17 protein-coding genes are annotated in these 17,152 nt (G+C 67.4%); 9 read left to right on the forward strand and 8 right to left on the reverse strand.

The features are described 5' to 3' along the window. Positions 1-112: 112 nt before the first annotated feature. From CAL26_RS00125 to CAL26_RS00140, 4 genes are all read left to right on the forward strand, one after another. Positions 113-946 (forward strand): transporter substrate-binding domain-containing protein, encoded by an 834-nt coding sequence (locus CAL26_RS00125; RefSeq protein ID WP_256987819.1) that lies wholly within the window; start codon positions 113-115, stop codon positions 944-946. A 98-nt stretch (positions 947-1,044) separates the two neighbouring features. Then, positions 1,045-1,719 carry an amino acid ABC transporter permease gene (locus tag CAL26_RS00130; RefSeq protein WP_094844949.1) on the forward strand — a complete coding sequence of 225 codons (675 nt, stop codon included), beginning with the start codon at positions 1,045-1,047 and terminating at the stop codon, positions 1,717-1,719. After that, positions 1,716-2,480, forward strand: coding sequence for an amino acid ABC transporter ATP-binding protein (locus CAL26_RS00135; RefSeq protein WP_094844950.1), 765 nt, complete (start codon positions 1,716-1,718; stop codon positions 2,478-2,480). The genes CAL26_RS00130 and CAL26_RS00135 overlap by 4 nt, the downstream gene beginning before the upstream one ends. 216 nt (positions 2,481-2,696) lie before the next feature. Then, complete coding sequence (locus CAL26_RS00140) at positions 2,697-3,500, forward strand: DUF3800 domain-containing protein (RefSeq protein WP_256987820.1); 804 nt, start codon at positions 2,697-2,699, stop codon at positions 3,498-3,500. Positions 3,501-3,630: 130 nt separating this feature from the next. Here CAL26_RS00140 and CAL26_RS00145 read toward each other — a convergent pair whose 3' ends face one another. Beyond that, positions 3,631-4,821 (reverse strand): GGDEF domain-containing protein, encoded by a 1,191-nt coding sequence (locus CAL26_RS00145; RefSeq protein ID WP_094844951.1) that lies wholly within the window; start codon positions 4,819-4,821, stop codon positions 3,631-3,633. Between the two features lie 375 nt (positions 4,822-5,196). Between CAL26_RS00145 and CAL26_RS00150 the strand changes: the two genes are divergently transcribed. Beyond that, the gene (locus CAL26_RS00150) at positions 5,197-6,141 is read left to right on the forward strand and encodes a DUF2242 domain-containing protein (protein WP_094844952.1); all 945 of its coding nucleotides are present in this window, start codon (positions 5,197-5,199) and stop codon (positions 6,139-6,141) included. Positions 6,142-6,158: 17 nt separating this feature from the next. Here the strand turns inward: CAL26_RS00150 and CAL26_RS00155 are convergent, their stop codons facing one another. Continuing rightward, positions 6,159-7,535, reverse strand: a complete 1,377-nt coding sequence (locus tag CAL26_RS00155; RefSeq protein ID WP_094844953.1) for an MFS transporter — start codon at positions 7,533-7,535, stop codon at positions 6,159-6,161. Positions 7,536-7,688: 153 nt separating this feature from the next. On the opposite strand from CAL26_RS00155, the gene CAL26_RS00160 reads away from it, so the two are divergent. Further along, the gene (locus CAL26_RS00160; RefSeq protein ID WP_094844954.1) at positions 7,689-8,060 is read left to right on the forward strand and encodes a DUF427 domain-containing protein; all 372 of its coding nucleotides are present in this window, start codon (positions 7,689-7,691) and stop codon (positions 8,058-8,060) included. Between the two features lies 1 nt (position 8,061). Here the strand turns inward: CAL26_RS00160 and CAL26_RS00165 are convergent, their stop codons facing one another. The 6 genes from CAL26_RS00165 to CAL26_RS00190 all read right to left on the reverse strand — a co-directional run bounded on the left by CAL26_RS00165 (position 8,062) and on the right by CAL26_RS00190 (position 13,684). Further along, positions 8,062-8,925, reverse strand: a complete 864-nt coding sequence (locus CAL26_RS00165) for an isocitrate lyase/PEP mutase family protein (protein WP_094844955.1) — start codon at positions 8,923-8,925, stop codon at positions 8,062-8,064. After that, on the reverse strand, positions 8,922-9,434 hold the full coding sequence (locus CAL26_RS00170) for a LeuD/DmdB family oxidoreductase small subunit (protein ID WP_094844956.1): 513 nt from the start codon (positions 9,432-9,434) through the stop codon (positions 8,922-8,924). Before CAL26_RS00170 ends, CAL26_RS00165 begins: the two co-directional genes overlap by 4 nt. Next, positions 9,431-10,696, reverse strand: coding sequence for a 3-isopropylmalate dehydratase large subunit (locus CAL26_RS00175; RefSeq protein WP_094844957.1), 1,266 nt, complete (start codon positions 10,694-10,696; stop codon positions 9,431-9,433). Before CAL26_RS00175 ends, CAL26_RS00170 begins: the two co-directional genes overlap by 4 nt. 39 nt (positions 10,697-10,735) lie before the next feature. After that, a complete protein-coding gene (locus CAL26_RS00180) occupies positions 10,736-11,506 on the reverse strand; it encodes a GntR family transcriptional regulator (protein ID WP_094844958.1) in 771 nt (256 codons plus the stop codon). A 43-nt stretch (positions 11,507-11,549) separates the two neighbouring features. Then, the gene (locus CAL26_RS00185) at positions 11,550-12,518 is read right to left on the reverse strand and encodes a tripartite tricarboxylate transporter substrate binding protein (RefSeq protein ID WP_094844959.1); all 969 of its coding nucleotides are present in this window, start codon (positions 12,516-12,518) and stop codon (positions 11,550-11,552) included. Positions 12,519-12,694: 176 nt separating this feature from the next. Next, the gene (locus CAL26_RS00190) at positions 12,695-13,684 is read right to left on the reverse strand and encodes a GlxA family transcriptional regulator (RefSeq protein WP_094844960.1); all 990 of its coding nucleotides are present in this window, start codon (positions 13,682-13,684) and stop codon (positions 12,695-12,697) included. A gap of 166 nt (positions 13,685-13,850) precedes the next feature. On the opposite strand from CAL26_RS00190, the gene CAL26_RS00195 reads away from it, so the two are divergent. The 3 genes from CAL26_RS00195 to CAL26_RS00205 all read left to right on the forward strand — a co-directional run bounded on the left by CAL26_RS00195 (position 13,851) and on the right by CAL26_RS00205 (position 17,074). Then, positions 13,851-14,669 carry an SDR family NAD(P)-dependent oxidoreductase gene (locus CAL26_RS00195; protein WP_094845936.1) on the forward strand — a complete coding sequence of 273 codons (819 nt, stop codon included), beginning with the start codon at positions 13,851-13,853 and terminating at the stop codon, positions 14,667-14,669. A 129-nt stretch (positions 14,670-14,798) separates the two neighbouring features. After that, complete coding sequence (locus tag CAL26_RS00200) at positions 14,799-16,037, forward strand: MFS transporter (RefSeq protein WP_094844961.1); 1,239 nt, start codon at positions 14,799-14,801, stop codon at positions 16,035-16,037. Then, positions 16,034-17,074, forward strand: coding sequence for a GlxA family transcriptional regulator (locus CAL26_RS00205; protein ID WP_094844962.1), 1,041 nt, complete (start codon positions 16,034-16,036; stop codon positions 17,072-17,074). The genes CAL26_RS00200 and CAL26_RS00205 overlap by 4 nt, the downstream gene beginning before the upstream one ends. Positions 17,075-17,152 lie beyond the last annotated feature (78 nt).

The following is a 17,152-nucleotide window of genomic DNA, read 5'->3' on the forward strand; positions in this document are numbered from 1 at the left end:
GCCCTGGTGGAAGGATGGGCGCGATTAGAATGCCTTCCGGTGGATATGTCCGGGCCTGACGCACCGGACGTCCTTGACGCTTCCAGGCGCTTTACGCCTTCAGGAGAATTCCTTGATCACACGTAGAAGTTTCGTATCGGCCACGTGCGCGTTCGGTCTGGGCTCGATGATCTCGATGCCGGCGCTGGCGCAGACCGAATCGACCATGGCGCGCATCAAGCGCACCAAGGTCCTGCGCACCGGCTTCGTCGCGGGCGCCGCGCCTTACTTCGTCAAATCGGTCGCCACCGGGCAATGGCAGGGGTTCTGCGTGGACTTCGCCAACCAGCTGGCCGAGTCCATGGGGGTGAAGCTGCAGGCCATCGACACCACCTGGGGCAACGCGGTGCTGGACCTGCAATCGAACAAGATCGACTGCATGTTCGGCCTGGCGCCCACGGAGCAGCGCAAGAAGACCGTCGGCTTCACCGATCCGCTGTTCCAGAACACTTTCACGCTGGTCGCCAAGAAGGGCTTCGATCCCAAGACCTGGGACGACGTGAACAAGCCGGAAGTCCGCTTGTCCGTCGACCAGGGCTCCAACCAGGACACCTTCGCCACGCAATCGCTGCCCAAGGCGACGCTGAATCGCTTCGAGACTTCGGGCGACGCCACGCTGGCGCTGCAGACCGGACGCGTGGACGCGCAGGTCCTGGTCATCCTGCTGGCCGCCACCGTGTTGTCGAAGTCGCCCCAGTTGGGCCATCTGGTGATCCCCACGCCGGCCGCCACCGCGCCCACCGCGATCGGCGTGCAGAAGGAGCCCGACCAGGCCTTCACCGAGTACGTCAACCAGTGGCTGAATACCGAGCGCTCCAAGGGCCTGATCAAGCAGACCATCGTTGACAACATGCAGAAGCTGGCCGGCGTGGATCCCAAGCTGTTCCCCAAGGAAGCCACGTTCTGACCGGCGGGGAGGGACGCCACGGCGGCCGTCCTCCCTTCGCACAGGCCGCGCCATGCCCGGGGCGCGGTCCACTATAGCGGGACTATCAAGGAGTTGTTGTGTACCACTGGGACTTTGGCGCCGTCTGGGTCTACCACAAGCTATTGCTCAGCGGCCTGGCCTATACCATCGTGTACACGGTCATCGTCGTGGCGGCCGGCCTGGCCGTGGGGCTGGTCGTCGGCATCGGGCGAGTGCGCGCGCCGCGTTTCATCGCGGGCATCCTGCGCGCCTATGTGGAAGTATTCCGCTGCACGCCGGTGCTGGTGCAGCTGATCTGGTTCTATTACGCCCTGCCCATCCTGACGAATATCGAGATGTCGCCCACCAGCGCGGCCGCGTTGTCGCTGACCCTGTACGGCGGCGCGTTCTATTCGGAGATCGTGCGCGCGGGCATACTGGGCGTGGACTGGGGCCAGACCGAGGCGGGGCTGGCCATGGGCATGCGCAACAAGCAGGTCATGCGGCGCATCATCCTGCCGCAGGCCTTCCGCCACATGGTGCCGCCGCTGATGAGCCAATCCATCATGCAGTTGAAGAACACCTCGCTGCTGTCGGTGATCGCGGTGCCCGACCTGCTGTACCAGGCGCAATCCGCCGCGCACGATTCCTATCGTCCGCTGGAGATCTACACGATCGCCGCCGTGTGCTATTTCATCGTGCTGTTCCCCGCGACGCTGTGGTCCAAGCGCATCGAGAATCGTCTCGCCAAGCAGGACAGGAGCGCGGCATGAGCGACGCGATGATAGAGATCGGCAACCTCAGCAAGCGCTTCGGCGACCATGTCGTGCTGAAGGATATTTCGCTGCAGGTGCCCAAGGGCACGGCGGTGGCGATGATCGGGCCGTCGGGCTCGGGCAAGTCCACGCTGCTACGCTGCATCAACCTGCTGACCATGCCGGACGGCGGCACGATACGCGTGGGTGACCGCAGCATGGATTTCAACAGCGGCCAGGGCCGCCGCATGCATGAGAAGGAGCTGGCCAGCTATCGCGCGACCACGGGCATGGTGTTCCAGCACTTCAACCTGTTCCCGCACATGACGGTGGTGCAGAACGTCATGGAAGGACCGGTCACGGTCAAGCGGGTATCCAAGCCCGAGGCCCGCGAGCAGGCCATGGATCTGCTGACCCGCGTGGGGCTTGCCGCCAAGGCGGACAGCTACCCGGACATGCTGTCGGGCGGCCAGAAGCAGCGCGTGGCGATCGCGCGGGCCCTGGCGCTGCGGCCGGAGGTCATGCTGTTCGACGAGGCGACGTCCGCCCTGGATCCCGAACTGGTCGGTGAAGTGCTGGCGGTCATCAAGGCGCTGGCGGAAGACGGCATGACCATGATCCTGGTCACGCACGAAATCGCCTTCGCGCGCGAAGTCGCGGACCAGGTGGTCTTCATGCGCGACGGCGTCGTGGTCGAAGCCGGCCCTGCGCGGCAGGTGATCGACAATCCCACGCAGCCGGCCACGCAGTCATTCCTGGCGCGCTTCAACAAGTCCTGACGGGAGCTTAGGCGAGGTCGCTTTTGCGGCGGTGATGTCCTTGCGCGGAATCATCGTCGCCGTCGGCCCCTGCCGAAGCGAAATGATAGGGACGATGACCATGGTCTACGGGAGCGTCCTATCTTCAGCAGCCTCGTGGTTGCCTCGCCATGACTCACATACTCTCTCAAGGGCGGCGTACGCGAGCCGCAGGACTGAGATTAAGGATGTCAGGGCGTGATCAGTGACGGCACAGCAAGGACGCAAGGCGGCCGGGAGACAAAAAAGGAAGCCGTGAAGTTCAGTCCTTTCGTGGCTTATGTGGACGAGAGCGGCGACCACTGTATGCCCACATTGGACCGTGACTATCCTGTTTTCGTACTCGCACTCTGTGCCGTTGACAAAAGTCACTATGCAGAACGGGTCGTACCCGCATTGCACCACTTCAAATTTCGACATTTCGGCCACGATTTGACGGTGCTGCACGAACACGACATCCGGAAAGAGAAAGGTCACTTCCGATTTCGCGATCGCCTGCACAAGCAACAGTTCCTGGAGGGCCTCACGCAAATCGTGGACGCTGCCGAAGTCGTCTTGATCTGCTGCGTAATCGACAAAAGACGATTACTGCTACGGCCCGAACGGTGCGAAAATCCATACCATATTGCGCTGCGCCTTTGCCTGGAAGCTATGTACGAATACGTCGCTGAGAAAGGCGAGGAGGATGGCATTACGCACATCGTTGTGGAGTGTCGCGGCAAGAAAGAAGACTACGAGCTTGAGTTGGAATTCCGCCGTATTTGCAGCGGGCAAAACTGTCTCAAGATCTGTTTGCCCTTCGAGATCATATTCGCGGATAAGAAAGCGAACTCGCCGGGTTTGCAACTGGCTGATCTGGTTGCGCGGCCGATTGGAATCAGTGTGTTGCGGCCGCACCAGCCCAACAGGGCTTTTGAAGTCATCAAGCGTAAGCTCTATCGCTCAAACCTGAATTCCGGCTCTCGAGGATCCCAGGATAGAGGGCTGCAGGTGTGGCCTTGAAAAGCGAAAGGCCCCGATAACGGGGCCGTGACGCCGACCGGGCACTCCCAGTCCACTTAGGTGCATTGTACTAGGGCTGGGTTTTGAAGCCAACGGCCATTGAGCGATGACGGATCCTGGGCAGATGTGGCTAGGCGATGCCATCCGCCAGTTCCAGGCGATTGCCGCCCAGGGACTTGGCGCGATACAGGGCGCGGTCGGCGGCGGCGAGGGCTTCCGCCAGGGCGGAGGCCTTGTTGCCGCCCGTGCTGGCATCGTCACGCTGGGCATCCAATCGCGCCAGGCCGATGCTGACCGTGGCCGGCACGCCCAGGCTGGCGATGCGGTCTGAGATCGTTTCGGCGAAACGCCGCGCGACGGTTTCGCCCAGGGCCTGTGCGCGCAGCGCGTCGCGGCCCGCCAGCAGGGCGGCGAACTCTTCGCCGCCGATGCGTGCCAGGACGACATCCGGACCCACCACGCCGCGCGCGATTTCCGCGAAGGACTTCAGCACTTCGTCGCCGGTCTGGTGACCATGCAGGTCGTTGATCGCCTTGAAGTGGTCCAGGTCGAACGCCAGTATCGACAGCGGGTGGCGGGCGTCCTCGCCGCCCGCGATGCGTGCGCTCTCTTCGAAGAACCAGCGGCGGTTGCCCAGGCGCGTCAGGTAGTCCGTACGCGATTCGCGCAGCAGTTGGGCGTGCGATTCTTCACGCATGAGCTTGAGCAGGCTCATCGGCAGCAGGACCGAATACAGCACGCCTTCGTACATCGTGATCTTGCTGGCCACCAGCTGTATCGCGCCGCCGTAGTCGGTCACCAGCCAGGGCAGGATCAGCGCCCTGCCGGCATACGCCAGGGCGTGCACGCTGGTCACCGCGGCCACGATGTAGCGCGACGGCAGGGACTTCATCGCGGGACATCGCAGCATTTCCCACGCCGTCATGCCGCTGACCAGGGCGATGGGAATCGCGCTCAGGTAGTTCCATATGACGTCCTGCCAGCGCGTGCCGCCCGCCAGCCACACCAGTGCCATGGCGACCAGCAGGCCGGCCGACGCGGCGCGATGGCGTCGGCCGCTCAGGGACGCGACGCCTTCGAGCACGAGCAGGTAGCCGGTCAGGATGACCAGGTTGCTGATGGCAGAACCGGCGACGCCTGGCAACGCGCGCCGGAACAAGGCGGCCGCGCAGCCGATCGCGATCACCGCGAAGGCGGCGGCCAGGGTGCGCAGCGTGCCGCCACGCGCGGGATTGCCCCGATGCTCCCAGAACATCATCCCGGCGCTGGCCAGGAGCGTTCCGATGGCGAGCAGATAAAGCGTCAACAGGTCCAAATGCATTCGGGGGCGCGCCGGCAAGTTCGGCGATCGGTAGGAGCGAGGTGGGGCGTCGGCCCGGCAACGGGGGGAGCGCCGTCAAGCCGTCAAGCCATCACGACGGAGGCGGGGGCCGTCAATCGGAGAAATCTTATTATTGCCCGTAAACAATGTAATTAATTGCAGGGACGCGTTTTTATCACGGGCGTGTTGCGTCGCCGGGCCGGCGAGCGCGTACGGATGAGCAGGCCCTGAAATCTCGCACGCGCCTCGCGCTCCGTCCCCATACGGAGCGCGCCGTAGGCACGATTAACCGTGCGAAACATCTGAAACCGTCACGCCTCTAGGAATAGGACGAGCCGAAGGTACCCTGAGGGCGTTCATTACAAGGCGCACACCATGCCCAGCCCGCTGTCTCCTGATCGCTACATCCCTACCGTCCAGACCCGTGGATGGGACGGCCCCGCCCGGTTGACCGCGGCGCTCGCCTTGGGTTGCCTGGCCCTGGCCGGCTGCTCGGGCGCCAGCAGGCAGGCCTACCCGGAAACCTTCCAGGATACGAATACCTATTCACGTAACTATCCGGCCAGCGATTCGGCCACCTGCGAAGCGGCGCGGCGCGCGCTGCTCAGCCAGGGCTACACCATAGGCAAGGCGCAGAAGGACGGCGTGGAAGGCCAGAAGAATTTCCAGGTGAAGGACGACGATCAGCAGCACCAGGTGATTTCCTTCCATGTGGTCTGCACGTCGGACCAGCAGGCCTCGCCGCACACCACCGTCTTCGTGAACGCGGTGCAGGACCGCTACATCATCAAGAAGACCAGCGCGTCGGCGGGTGTCGGGCTCAGCGTGCTGGGGTCGGTGTCCATGCCCTTCGGTTCCTATGAGGATTCGCTGTCCAAGGTGAGCAGCGAGACCATATCCGCGCCCGGGTTCTACGAGGGATTCTTCGATCTGGTGCAGCGTTATCTGCCCCAGGCCGAGGCCGGCGGCAAGGTTGCTCCGCCGCAAGGGGCAGCCGCCAATGGCGCGGGGGCCACGCCGTCGCCAGCGGCCACGCCCGCATCTACGCCCGCATCCCCACCCGCGCCCACGGCCGCACCCACGCCGGCGGCGAAGGGCGCGGATGCGCCGGCCGACAAGGCGGCGACTCCCGCCGCGACCCCTGCCGCCGCACCGGCCGCCGCCGACACCGGCAAGCCGGGCCAGGATGCGGGCGCGACCAGCGCGGGCCAGGACGCAGGCGCCGCCAAGCCGGCCCACGATCCGGGCATCAGCACGGATGCCGGCCAGGACGGCGGCCAGGACGCCAGCAAGGACCCCGGCAAGACCACGAACCCGTGATACGCCGCGCCCGGCGTTCAGGTCCCGCCGGCCTGCTGCGTGTCCAGGTCGCGCACCTCGGCCACCGAGGCGCGCGTGCCGGGGATTTCCGAACCCCGTATCGAATGCCCGGCGGTTTCGACGACATGCCGTAGCGCCCAGGCGCCGACGACGCAGGCGGCCATCATGTAGTACGCCGGCACCATGCTGCTGCCCGTGCGCGCGATCAGCCATTCGTTGATCGCGGGCGCGGTGCCGCCGAACAGCGAGGTCGAGACGTTGTACGCGATGGCGAAGCCGGCAAAACGCACATGCGTCGGGAACATGGCCGGAAAGGTGGCGGAGATGGTCGCCAGCTGCGGCACATAGAACAGGCCCAGCACCGCGTAGCCGATGATGGCGCCCGCCAGGCCCGCCGCCATCAGGTGGAACATGGGGATCGCCAGGACGAACAGGCCGACCAGCGATACCCACCATACCGGCTTGCGGCCGACGCGGTCGGACAGCCGCCCGATGAAGGGCAGGCATATCATCATGAACACCATGCCGATGATGGGCACGATCAGCGCTTCCTGCGTGCTCAGCCCCAGCTGGTTGGCGAAATAGGTGGGCGCGAAGCTCAGCAGCGTGTAGTTGACGACGTTCAGCGCGACCACCAGGCCCGCCATGGACAGCACCTGCCCTTTGTAGTCCGTGCACACTTCCTTGACGCCGCCCGTCCGCGGTTCGGCGTTCTGGTTCAGGGCCTCTTCCGCTTCGCGGAACACCGGCGTTTCCTTCAGGCGCGAACGCAGATACATGCCGACCATCCCCATGGGCAGCGCCATGAAGAACGGAATGCGCCAACCCCACGCGTGCATGGCCGCGTCGTCCAGCGCGACGGAAAAGCCCAGCATCAGCAGGGCGCCCAGCGAAAAGCCGCCCAGCGTGCCCAGTTCCAGGAAGCTGCCGCAGAAGCCGCGTTTATTGTCCGGCGCGTACTCGGCCATGAACGTCGCCGCGCCGCCGTACTCGCCGCCGGTCGAAAAGCCCTGCACCATGCGCAGCAGGATGAGCAGCGCCGGGGCCCACAGGCCGATGGTGTCGTGCGTGGGGATCAGGCCGATGCAGACGGTCGCGCCCGACATCAGCAGGATGGTCAGGGCCAGCACGGCCTTGCGTCCCAGGCGGTCCCCGAGCGGGCCCCAGAACAGGCCGCCGAAGGGACGCATCAGGAAGGATATGGCGAAGGTCGCCAGCGCGAACAGCGTGGCCTGCTGCACATCGCCGGGAAAGAAAGCCGCGGAGATGTACGACACGCCGTAGGCGTAGATGCCGTAGTCGAACCATTCCGTGGCGTTGCCTATCGCCGAAGCGGCGATGGCGCGATTCAATACGTGTTTGGGGGCTTGCGGTGTGGCTTTGGATATCGCCATCGATTCTCCTGTCGTTAACGTGGGTTTGCCGGGGGATGCCGCGCGGCGGCCTTACGATGGATGGGCTTGGATTGCCCGTCCAAGCCCGCGGGTGCTCATGCACGCAGGGCGGAAGCACGGATCTTCATGCGCGTGGCGCAAAGGAAAGCTGCTATGAAACCGGTCAAGACGCCTGGTCCCGATCACCCGATCATCATCGAGCACAATCCGAGACGCGTGGTCGTAACGCTGGCGGGGCGCGTGATCGCCGATACGCGCGAGGCGCTGACCTTGCGCGAGGCCAACTACCCTGCGGTGCAGTATATCCCGCGCAAGGATGCGGACATGGCGAGCCTGCAGCGCACGGATCACGCCACGTACTGTCCGTACAAGGGAGATTGTTCGTACTACAGCATCCCGCATGGCGGCGCGAGGGCGGCGAATGCGGTGTGGACCTACGAAAACCCGCATCCCGCGGTGGCGCAGATCGCCGGGCATCTGGCCTTCTACCCCGATCGCGTCGACGCGATCGAGGAGAAGGACTGACCTACTCGTACGTCTTGCCCAGCGCCAGCAGTTCGGGCGTGCCGATCAGCGCGTTGAGCTGATCGAAGTCCAGCATGGCGTCGCGCCACGGCGCGGTGGTGCCGTGTTCGCGCAGGCTGCCGTAGTAGCGCTGCAGCAGGTGGGACACGGCGCGCGCGGTGCCGCCCGGGAAGATGACGATGGAAAAGCCCTTGGCGGCCAGCTCGGCCGCGCTCTTCACCGGCGTCATCCCGCCTTCCACCATATTGGCCAGCAGCGGCACGCGCTTGCCGAAGCGCTTGCAGGCGGCTTCCATCTGTTCGTCGGTGCGCAGCGCTTCGACGAAGATCGCGTCCACGCCGCATTCCAGGTACTGCTCGGCGCGTTCCAGCGCCGCGTCCAGGCCTTCGACGGCGACGGCATCCGTGCGCGCCAGGATCAAGGTGTCGGCATGGTGGCGCGCGTCCAGCGCGGCGCGCAGCTTGCCGCGCATCTCCGCCACCGGGACGACGCTCTTGCCGTTCAGATGGCCGCAGCGCTTGGGAAAGCCCTGGTCTTCCAGCTGGATCATCGCGGCGCCGGCGCGTTCGAAGCCGCGCACGGTGCGCTGCACGTTCAGCGCATTGCCGAAGCCGGTATCGCCGTCGACGATGACGGGGCAGGCCACGCGTTCGGTGATGCGCGCCAGCGTCTGTTCCACTTCGGTATAGGTGGTCAGGCCCACGTCGGAGCGGCCCAGCCGCGTGTAGGCGATGGATGCGCCCGACAGGTACAGCGCATCGAAGCCGGCCTGTTCGGCGATGAGGGCCGACAGCGCGTCGTAGATGCCAGGCGCCAGTACGGCTTGCCCGGCGGCGAGTTTCTGTTTCAGGGTATGCGGCATCATGCTCTCACGGGATTGGGTTTCAGCGTGCCGTCGGCCAGGCGGCGTTTCAACAGGTTCAGCAGGCCGCCGGCCCGCACCATGTCCCGCAGGAAATCCGGGATGGGTTCGCAGGCCAACGCGGTGCCGTCGGCGCGGACGACGCGGCAGGCATCCAGGTCGATGGTGATCGCTTCGCCTTCCTGGATGGATTCGGCATCGGGGCAGGTCAGCAGCAGCAGGCCCACGTTATAGGCATTGCGGAAATACAGGCCGCTGAAGCTGGGCGCGATGACGGCGCGCAGGCCCAGCGCGACCAGCGCGGACGCGGCCTGTTCGCGCGAAGAACCGATGCCGAAGTTGGGGCCGGCGACGATGGCGTCGCCCGGCCGGACGGCGGCGGCAAAGTCGGGCCGCACCCGCTCCAGGCAGTGGCGGGCGATCTCGTCGATGCCGAACTTCATGTAGGCGCCGGGCGCGAGCTGGTCGGTGTCGACGTCGGCGCCCAGGCGCCAGGCTCGGTGCGTGGTCATTGCAGCATCTCCCTGGGGTCGATGAGGTGGCCGGCCACGGCGGCCGCGGCGACGGTGTAGGGCGAGGCCAGGTACACCTGCGCGGTGCGCGCGCCCATACGGCCCTGGAAGTTGCGCGCCGTGCTGGCGATGACGTTGGCGCCTTCGGGAATCGAGCCGCCGTAGCCGGAACAGGCGCCGCACGAATTGGGCAGCAAGGTCGCCCCCGCGTCCACCAGCGCGGCCATCACGCCTTCGCTGTCGGCCTGGCGCTGGTCGCGCAGGCTGGCCGGGGCCACCATCAGCGACATGCCCGGCGCGATACGCCGGCCGCGCAGCACGCTGGCGGCGGCGCGCAGGTCTTCCAGCTTGGCGCCCGTACAGGCGCCGATGTAGGCGACCTGCATGGGCGTCGCTTCATACTCGGCGATCGGGCGCGAGTTGGCGGGGCTGTGCGGCGCGGCGACGTGCGGCGCCAGCGTGCCGGCGTCGAAACGGTAGCGCTCGGCCTGCGCGTCCGCATCGGACTGCCAGCGGGCGACGTCGATGGGCTCGTCGACCCCCGCCTGCGCCAGATAGGCGGCCGTCGTGTCGTCCGGCGCCACCAGCCCGACCTGCGAGCCGATCTCCGCCGACATGTTGGACAGGGTCATGCGCTCCTGCATCGACAGCGCCCGCACGGCGTCGCCGCAGAACTCCACCGCTTGGTAGCGGCCGCCGTTCATGCCGAAGCGGCCGATCATGTGCAGCATCATGTCCTTGGCGGTGACGCCCGGCGCCAGCGCGCCGTCCCATTGCATCATCAGCGTTTGCGGAACCTGGATCCAGATCTCGCCGCTGGCGACCACGCCCAGCATTTCGGTGCTGCCCACGCCGAACATGTAGGCGCCGAACGCGCCGCCGGTAGGCGAGTGCGAATCCCCGCCCACGCACAGCATGCCCGGCCGGATGTGGCCATGTTCGGGCACCACCACGTGACAGATGCCGACGGAGTCGTACACGTGCGGCAACGCCTGCTCCGCGGCCCAGTCGCGGGCGATGCGGACGATCTTGCGCGATTCGTCGTCGGCCTCGGGCACGTAGTGGTCCATGACCAGCACGACCTTGTCGCGGTCCCAGATTCCGGTGCCGAGCGATTCCAGCATGGGCTTGAGGCGGCGCGGCCCGCTGGAATCGTGGAACATCGCCAGGTCGACGCGGCAGGTCACGATTTCGCCGACCGCGACGGCGGCGCGCCCGCTGGCGGCGGCCAGGAGTTTCTGGGCCAATGTCTGGGAAGGCATGCGAGTCTCCGTTATGTCCTTATGTCATGGCGCGCGGTATTACGCACCCGGCCCGGCGGGCAGCCACACCGGCGTGCCGGCGGTTTCGTGGGCGGCCATGTCCAGGCGATATTCGAAACGATCGGGACGGTAGCGGGCGTCCAGGTATTCCACCGGCCTGCCGGCGGCGTCGCGCACCAGGCGGCGGATGTTCAGCAGCGCGGAGGCGACCGGCACGCCCAGGGCTTCCGCCTCCGCCGGGTCGGCCAGCACCGCGCTGATGGCCTGCTCCGCGCCCGAGACGCGGATGCCCAGTTCGCCGAAGATCTGCAGCAGCGGCTTGCTGCCCAGCGCCTTGCGCGAGATGCGGCGGCCGATGGCGTCCGGCACGTAGGTGCGCAGATAGGAGAAGGGTTCGCCCTGGTGGCTGCGCACGCGCACGGAACGATGGACCAGCGAGCCGGGCGGCACTTCCAGGCGCGCGGCGACGGCCGGCGGCGCGGCTTCGGTCGCCAGCTCCAGCAGCTTGACCTGGGTGCTCATGCCCATGCGGGCCAGGTGCGCCATCAACGCGTCCACGGTGCCGCCCCGCTGCGGCGCCGATAGCTGGGACGGCGCCTGGGCGAAGGTGCCGCGCCCCTGGCGCCGCGCGATCAGGCCATCGCTGGCGAGCGCGTCCAGCGCGCGCCGCACCGTCAGGCGCGACACGCCGTATTCCTGCGCCAGCGCGTTTTCGCCGGGCAAGGGCTGGTCGGCCTGGTATACGCCGTCCAGCAGGCGCTGGCGCAGCAGCAGGTAGACCTTGTGATAGAGCGGCAGCGGGCTGTTCATGTGTCCTTCGTGGTGCGGGCATGCGCGGCGCCCCGGACGCGCCTTATTCCACCGTGGCGCCCGTGAACTTCACGACTTCCGCATAGCGGTCGATGTCTTCGTTGACGAATTTAACGAGTTCTTCTGGCGTGCTGCTGACGGCCGTGGCCGATTCCCGTTCCAGCAGGCGGCGGAAATCCGGCGCCGCGACGGCCTTGCGCGCGGCGTCGTTCAGCCTGGCCAGGGTGTCGGCTGGCAGTCTGGCCGGTCCGAACAGCGCGAACCAGGCGTTGGACTCGAAGCCCTTGATGGTGTCGCCGATGGGCGGCACGCCGGGCAGCGATTCCAGCGGCTTGGCGCTGCTGACGCCCAGCGCCTTCAAGGATCCGCTCCTGACGTGCGGGATGACGTTCAGGGTGCTGCCGAACATCATGTCCACCTGCCCGCCCAGCAGGTCGGTCACGGCCGGGGTCGTGCCCTTGTAGGGAACATTGATGATGTCCAGGCCCGCCATCATCTTCATGCGCTCGCCGGCCATGTGCAGCGACGAACCGATGCCGCCCAGGGCCATCGTGTACTTGCCGGGATGGGCCTTGGCCAGCGTGATCAGTTCGGCCATGTTGCTGGCGGGAAAGTCCTTGCGCGCCACCAGTACGCTGGGGACGCTGGCCAGCATGCTGATGGGCGTGAAGTCCTTGCGCGGGTCGAAGGGCAGGTTCTTGTACAGGCTGGCGTTGATGGAGAAGCTGTTGAAACTCACCAGCAGCGTATTGCCGTCGGCCGCGCTCTTGGCGACGTAGTCCGCGGCGATATTGCCGCCGGCGCCAGGACGGTTTTCGACGATCACGGTGCGGCCCAGTTCCTTGCCCATGGTCGTGCCGATGCTGCGCGCGACGGTGTCGGTGGTGCCTCCCGGCGGCGCGCCGACCACCAGCTTGATGGGCGGCGTCTGCTGGGCGTGGGCGGGGATGGCGGCGCTGGCGGCGGCCAGGGCCGCGAGGGAAATGGCGAAGGCGCGGCGAGAGGCTCGCATATCTTGTCTCCGGTATCGTTGATGTATGGTTGTATTGATAAGAATACAACCTGTGGCGCGGGCGTAGCAACCCGCGTAGACGGTCCGGGCGGGTCCGGTTCAAGCGATCCGATTCATCCGGGTCCGGTTCAGGCCACGGCGGCCGGACCGGTTCAGGCCATGGCAACCAGGGTGGTTCAGGCCGTTGCGGCCAGGCCGGCGAGCGGCGCGGCGGACGTCCGGCGCCGCGCTTCCCGCTGCAGGTCGCGCGGCGGCCGGCCCAGGGTGCGCAGGAAGGCGCGCCGCATGCGTTCCTCGTCGCCGAATCCGGTCAGCGTCGCCACGCGCGCGATCGAGCTTTCGCCTTCCTCGATCAAGGCGCGCGCCGCTTCCAGCCGCAGCTTCTCCACCGCCTTGGCGGGCGACAGCCCGGTCTGCGCCTGGAACGCCCGGCTGAAATGCCGCGGGCTCCAGTGCACCTGGTCCGCCAGCTGTTCGACGCTGAGCGGTTCGCGCAGGTTCTCGCGCGCATAGTCGAGCGCGGCGCGTATGCGGTCGGAATCCGGCTCCAGCTCGGCCAGCGTGGAAAACTGCGACTGGCCGCCGCTGCGGCGGTAGTGGATGACCATCTTGCGCGCCACGGCGCGCGCCGCGTCCGGGCCCAGGTCGTCCGACAGCAGCGCCAGGGCCAGGTCGATGCACGCCGTCATGCCGGCCGAGGTCCACAGCACGCCGTCGCTGACGAAGATCTTGTCTTCGTCCATGCGGATCGCGGGATAGCGGCGTTGCAGCTCGTGGGCCAGGGCCCAGTGCGTCGTGGCCGGGCGGCCATCGAGCAGGCCGGCTTCGGCCAGCAGGAAGGCGCCCGTGCAGATGCTGGCGACGCGCCGTGTGCGGCGCGCGACGCGGCGCAGGCTGGCGATCAGCGCCGGCGTGCTGGCGGGAATTTCCACCGCGCCGCCTACCATCAGCGTGTCGTAGTGCCTGCGGCCGATGGGCCGGGTCTGGATGGCGACCCCGGACGATGACGGCACCAGCCCGCCGTCCTGCGAAACCACGTCCATGGCGTAATGCGCGTCCTTGCCGCGGTCGGTCAGGTGCAGGTTGGCCAGTTCGAAGACGGTCAGCGCGGACAGGTCCAGGATCTGGAAGCCGGGAAATACCACAAGGGCGATGCGCGTGGCCATGATGTCTCGCGGGGTTGGTCGGGGCGTTGGTCGATACGGCATTGTAGGCCGCCAAGGCTCCGGCGGCGTATTTTCCGTCATGGCAGGAAAAGTGGGTTTTGCGTCATTTGAGACCCGGGCTCCGGCCCGCAGAATGGCGGCATCGAAAACCTTTCCGGATCACATCATGAATGCCACCACCAGCCACACCGCTTCCCGCCAGCGCACCGCACTCGTCACCGGCGCGTCGTCCGGCATCGGCGCCATCTATGCCGACCGCCTGGCGCGGCGCGGCTACGACCTCATCCTGGCCGCGCGCGGCGAACAACGCCTGCGGGAACTTGCCGATCGGCTGCAGGCAGCCCATGGCCGCAAGGCCGCCGTGCTGGTGGCCGACCTGGGCCAGCGCGACGGCCAGCGCCGCGTCGAAGCGCTGCTGCGCGATGACGCCAGCATCGACGTCCTGGTGAACAACGCCGGCTTCGGCCTGGTCGCGCCTTTCCTGCAGGCCGACCTCGATCGCATGGAAGCGATGATCGACCTGAACGTCACGGCGCTGACGCGCCTGGCTCACGCCGCCGCCGCGGCTTTCCTGGCGCGCGGCAAGGGCGACGTCATCAATATTTCTTCCATCGCGGCCATCAATACCGATGTGTTGAACGGCGTCTACAGCGGCACCAAGGCCTATGTCCTGGCGCTGTCGCAGGCGATGCAATATGAACTCCGCGACAAGGGCGTGCGGGTGCAGGCGGTGCTGCCTGGCCCCACGGCCACCGAGTTCTGGGGCGTCGCCGGCATGGACCACGCCAAGCTGCCCGAGGGTTGGGTGATGAGCGCCGAGGACATGGTGGACGCGTCGCTGGCCGGCCTGGACCAGGGCGAAGCCGTGACCATCCCGTCGCTGCAGGACGGCGAGGACTGGCTGCGCTACGACGCCCAGCGCCAGGAACTGGCGCAGCGGCTGGCGGTGGGCAAGCCGGGCCCGCGCTACGGCGTGGGACGCTGAGTCCGCGGGGAGTCTTGCAGGGTTTGGCAGGAATTGAAGGTTTGTTGTCCCACGCACGCGCCGCCGCCTCGATAGCCTAGTTCGTCACGGGCGCCACGTCGGCGCCCGGGTGCATGGAACAAGACGACGATGTTCACGACGGCTGCCGCGGGCGGACGCAACGCCCGCGTCCTGGCGCTCTGCCAGGGCCTGTATACCTGCGCGATATCCATAGACCTGACGCTGACCGGCCTGACCGGCTACCAACTGGCGCCGGACAAGTCGCTGGCGACGCTGCCATTCGCCCTGATCACGGTGGCCGGCGCGGTGACCACCTGGTTCGCGTCCTTCCTGCTGCAACGCTGGGGACGGCGCGCGGGCTTCGTGCTGGGGGCCATGACCTGCGGCGCGGGCGGCCTGGTGTCGGTGTGGGCCGTCTTCCACGCCAATTTCTGGCTGTTCTGCGCCGGCACCGCCGCGGTCGGCGTCTTCCAGGCGTTCGCCCAGTACTACCGCCTGGCGGCCGCCGACGCCGTGCCGAATGCCGACAAGAGCCGCGCCATTTCGCTGGTGCTGGCGGGCGGCGTGGTGGCGGCGATACTGGGGCCGGCGCTGGCGAACTGGGCCAAGGATCTATTCCCGGCCGTCCTGTTCGCGGGGGCCTATCTGATGGTGGCCCTGCTGGGCTTTATCTCGGCGGCGATCCTGTGGACAGGTTACCGCGACGGTCCGGACCCCCATGCCGCCTCTGCTCCCGCGTCCGCTACGGCGGGCGGGCTCGCGTCCCCGGGAACCGCCAGCCCGGCGCAGCGGCCCTTGGCGCGGATCGCGCGCCAGCCGGTGTTCGTGGCCGCCATCGCCAACAATGTCGTCGGCTCGGTATCGATGATGGCGGTGATGACGGCCGCGCCGCTGGCCGCCGTGGCGTGCTCCCATACGATGGACCAGGGCGCCGGCATCATCCAATGGCACCTGGTGGGGATGTACGCGCCCTCGTTCTTCGCGGGCGCGCTGATCGCCCGCTTCGGGCTGCCGGCGGTACTCTACGCGGGCATGGCGCTGAACGTGATCAGCGCGCTGGCGGCCATGGCGTCGACCAGCCTGGACGCGTTCTACGTCTCGCTGTTCGCGCTGGGCGTGGGCTGGAATTTCATGTTCGTGGGCGGCACCACCTTGCTGGCGCGCAGCTACCGTCCGGCCGAACGCGCGGCGACGCAGGGCTGCGCCGAGCTGCTGCGCTACGTCGCGACCGCGCTCGCCACGCTGGCGGCGGGCCCGGTGCTGGAACGCTTCGGCTGGTTCACGCTGAACGCGGCTATGCTGCCGGTGGTAGCGCTGGCGGCCGCCATGACCCTATGGTGGCACCTGAAAACACCGAGGATGGAATGACGCGCGCAAGCCTGGACGTACCCGAGGACGCATTACCCGCGCAGCGGAGACTCGTCGTGATGCTGAGCTATCGCGGCGCCAACCTGCTGGACATCAGCGGGCCCGTGCAGGCCTTCGAAACGGCGAACCGGCAGGCCGTGGCGTCGGGCGAACAGCGGTCGCCGCCGTACGAGATCGTCGTCGCCTCGGAAAACGGCGGTCCCGTGCTGACCGGCGCGGGGGTGGCGGTCGCCACCGAAGCGCTGGATGCGCTGGCGGGCCGGGCCATCGATACCCTGATCGCGCCGGGCGGCAGTCCCGATGGCCAGGCGGTCGCCGAGCCGGCGCTGGCGCGCTGGATCGCGCGGCAGGCCAGCCAGGCGCGGCGGTTGTGCTCCGTGTGCACGGGTACCTTCCTGCTGGCGGAAGCCGGTCTGCTGCAGGGGCTGCGCGTGACGACGCACTGGCGCTGGGCCGGCCGCCTGCAGGCCATGTATCCCGGTTTGCGCGTCGATGCGGATCCCATCTTCATCCAGCAGGACAACATCTGGACCTCGGCCGGCGTCACCGCGGGCATCGACCTGGCGCTGGCCTTGGTCGAGGCCGACCTGGGCCATCGCATCGCGCTGGGGACGGCGCGCGACCTGGTCATGTTCATCAAGCGGCCGGGCGGGCAGTCGCAATTCAGCGTGCCTTTGCTCGCGCAGCACGAATCCGGGCAGCCGCAGTTCGCCGAACTGCATGCCTGGATGGCCGCGCACCTGCACGAAGACCTGCGCGTGGAGCGGCTGGCCGAACAGGCCGGCATGGCGCCGCGCACCTTCGCCCGCGCCTACGTGGCGGCGGTCGGCCGGACGCCGGCGAAGACGGTGGAAGGTATGCGTTTCGAAGCGGCCTGCCGGGCCTTGGAAGCCAGCGTCGCGCCGCTCAAGCGCATCGCCGTCGATACGGGGCACGGCAGCGAGCAGAACCTGCGCCGCCTGTTCCTGCGCCGGCTGCGCGTCACGCCGCAGCAGTATCGGGCGCGCTTCGCGCCGAATCATCCGCTGCACGCATGAGCGCCGCGCGGCGCATAACGGTATGCCTTTCAGCTATGTAGCCGCGTGATAAATTTCACGGCCGTCCGCGCGCCACCA

The organism is Bordetella genomosp. 9 (assembly GCF_002261425.1).
GTDB lineage: Bacteria > Pseudomonadota > Gammaproteobacteria > Burkholderiales > Burkholderiaceae_B > Bordetella_C.

Excerpts from the sequence above, each read along its gene's own strand:
- CAL26_RS00200 (WP_094844961.1), top strand. The coding sequence starts at position 14,799 with ATGTTCACGACGGCTGCCGCGGGCGGACGCAACGCCCGCGTCCTGGCG.
- CAL26_RS00160 (WP_094844954.1), top strand. The coding sequence starts at position 7,689 with ATGAAACCGGTCAAGACGCCTGGTCCCGATCACCCGATCATCATCGAG.
- CAL26_RS00195 (WP_094845936.1), top strand. The coding sequence starts at position 13,851 with ATGAATGCCACCACCAGCCACACCGCTTCCCGCCAGCGCACCGCACTC.
- CAL26_RS00180 (WP_094844958.1), bottom strand. The coding sequence starts at position 11,506 with ATGAACAGCCCGCTGCCGCTCTATCACAAGGTCTACCTGCTGCTGCGC.
- CAL26_RS00175 (WP_094844957.1), bottom strand. The coding sequence starts at position 10,696 with ATGCCTTCCCAGACATTGGCCCAGAAACTCCTGGCCGCCGCCAGCGGG.
- CAL26_RS00145 (WP_094844951.1), bottom strand. The coding sequence starts at position 4,821 with ATGCATTTGGACCTGTTGACGCTTTATCTGCTCGCCATCGGAACGCTC.
- CAL26_RS00170 (WP_094844956.1), bottom strand. The coding sequence starts at position 9,434 with ATGACCACGCACCGAGCCTGGCGCCTGGGCGCCGACGTCGACACCGAC.
- CAL26_RS00205 (WP_094844962.1), top strand. The coding sequence starts at position 16,034 with ATGACGCGCGCAAGCCTGGACGTACCCGAGGACGCATTACCCGCGCAG.
- CAL26_RS00150 (WP_094844952.1), top strand. The coding sequence starts at position 5,197 with ATGCCCAGCCCGCTGTCTCCTGATCGCTACATCCCTACCGTCCAGACC.
- CAL26_RS00165 (WP_094844955.1), bottom strand. The coding sequence starts at position 8,925 with ATGATGCCGCATACCCTGAAACAGAAACTCGCCGCCGGGCAAGCCGTA.
- CAL26_RS00155 (WP_094844953.1), bottom strand. The coding sequence starts at position 7,535 with ATGGCGATATCCAAAGCCACACCGCAAGCCCCCAAACACGTATTGAAT.
- CAL26_RS00190 (WP_094844960.1), bottom strand. The coding sequence starts at position 13,684 with ATGGCCACGCGCATCGCCCTTGTGGTATTTCCCGGCTTCCAGATCCTG.
- CAL26_RS00135 (WP_094844950.1), top strand. The coding sequence starts at position 1,716 with ATGAGCGACGCGATGATAGAGATCGGCAACCTCAGCAAGCGCTTCGGC.
- CAL26_RS00185 (WP_094844959.1), bottom strand. The coding sequence starts at position 12,518 with ATGCGAGCCTCTCGCCGCGCCTTCGCCATTTCCCTCGCGGCCCTGGCC.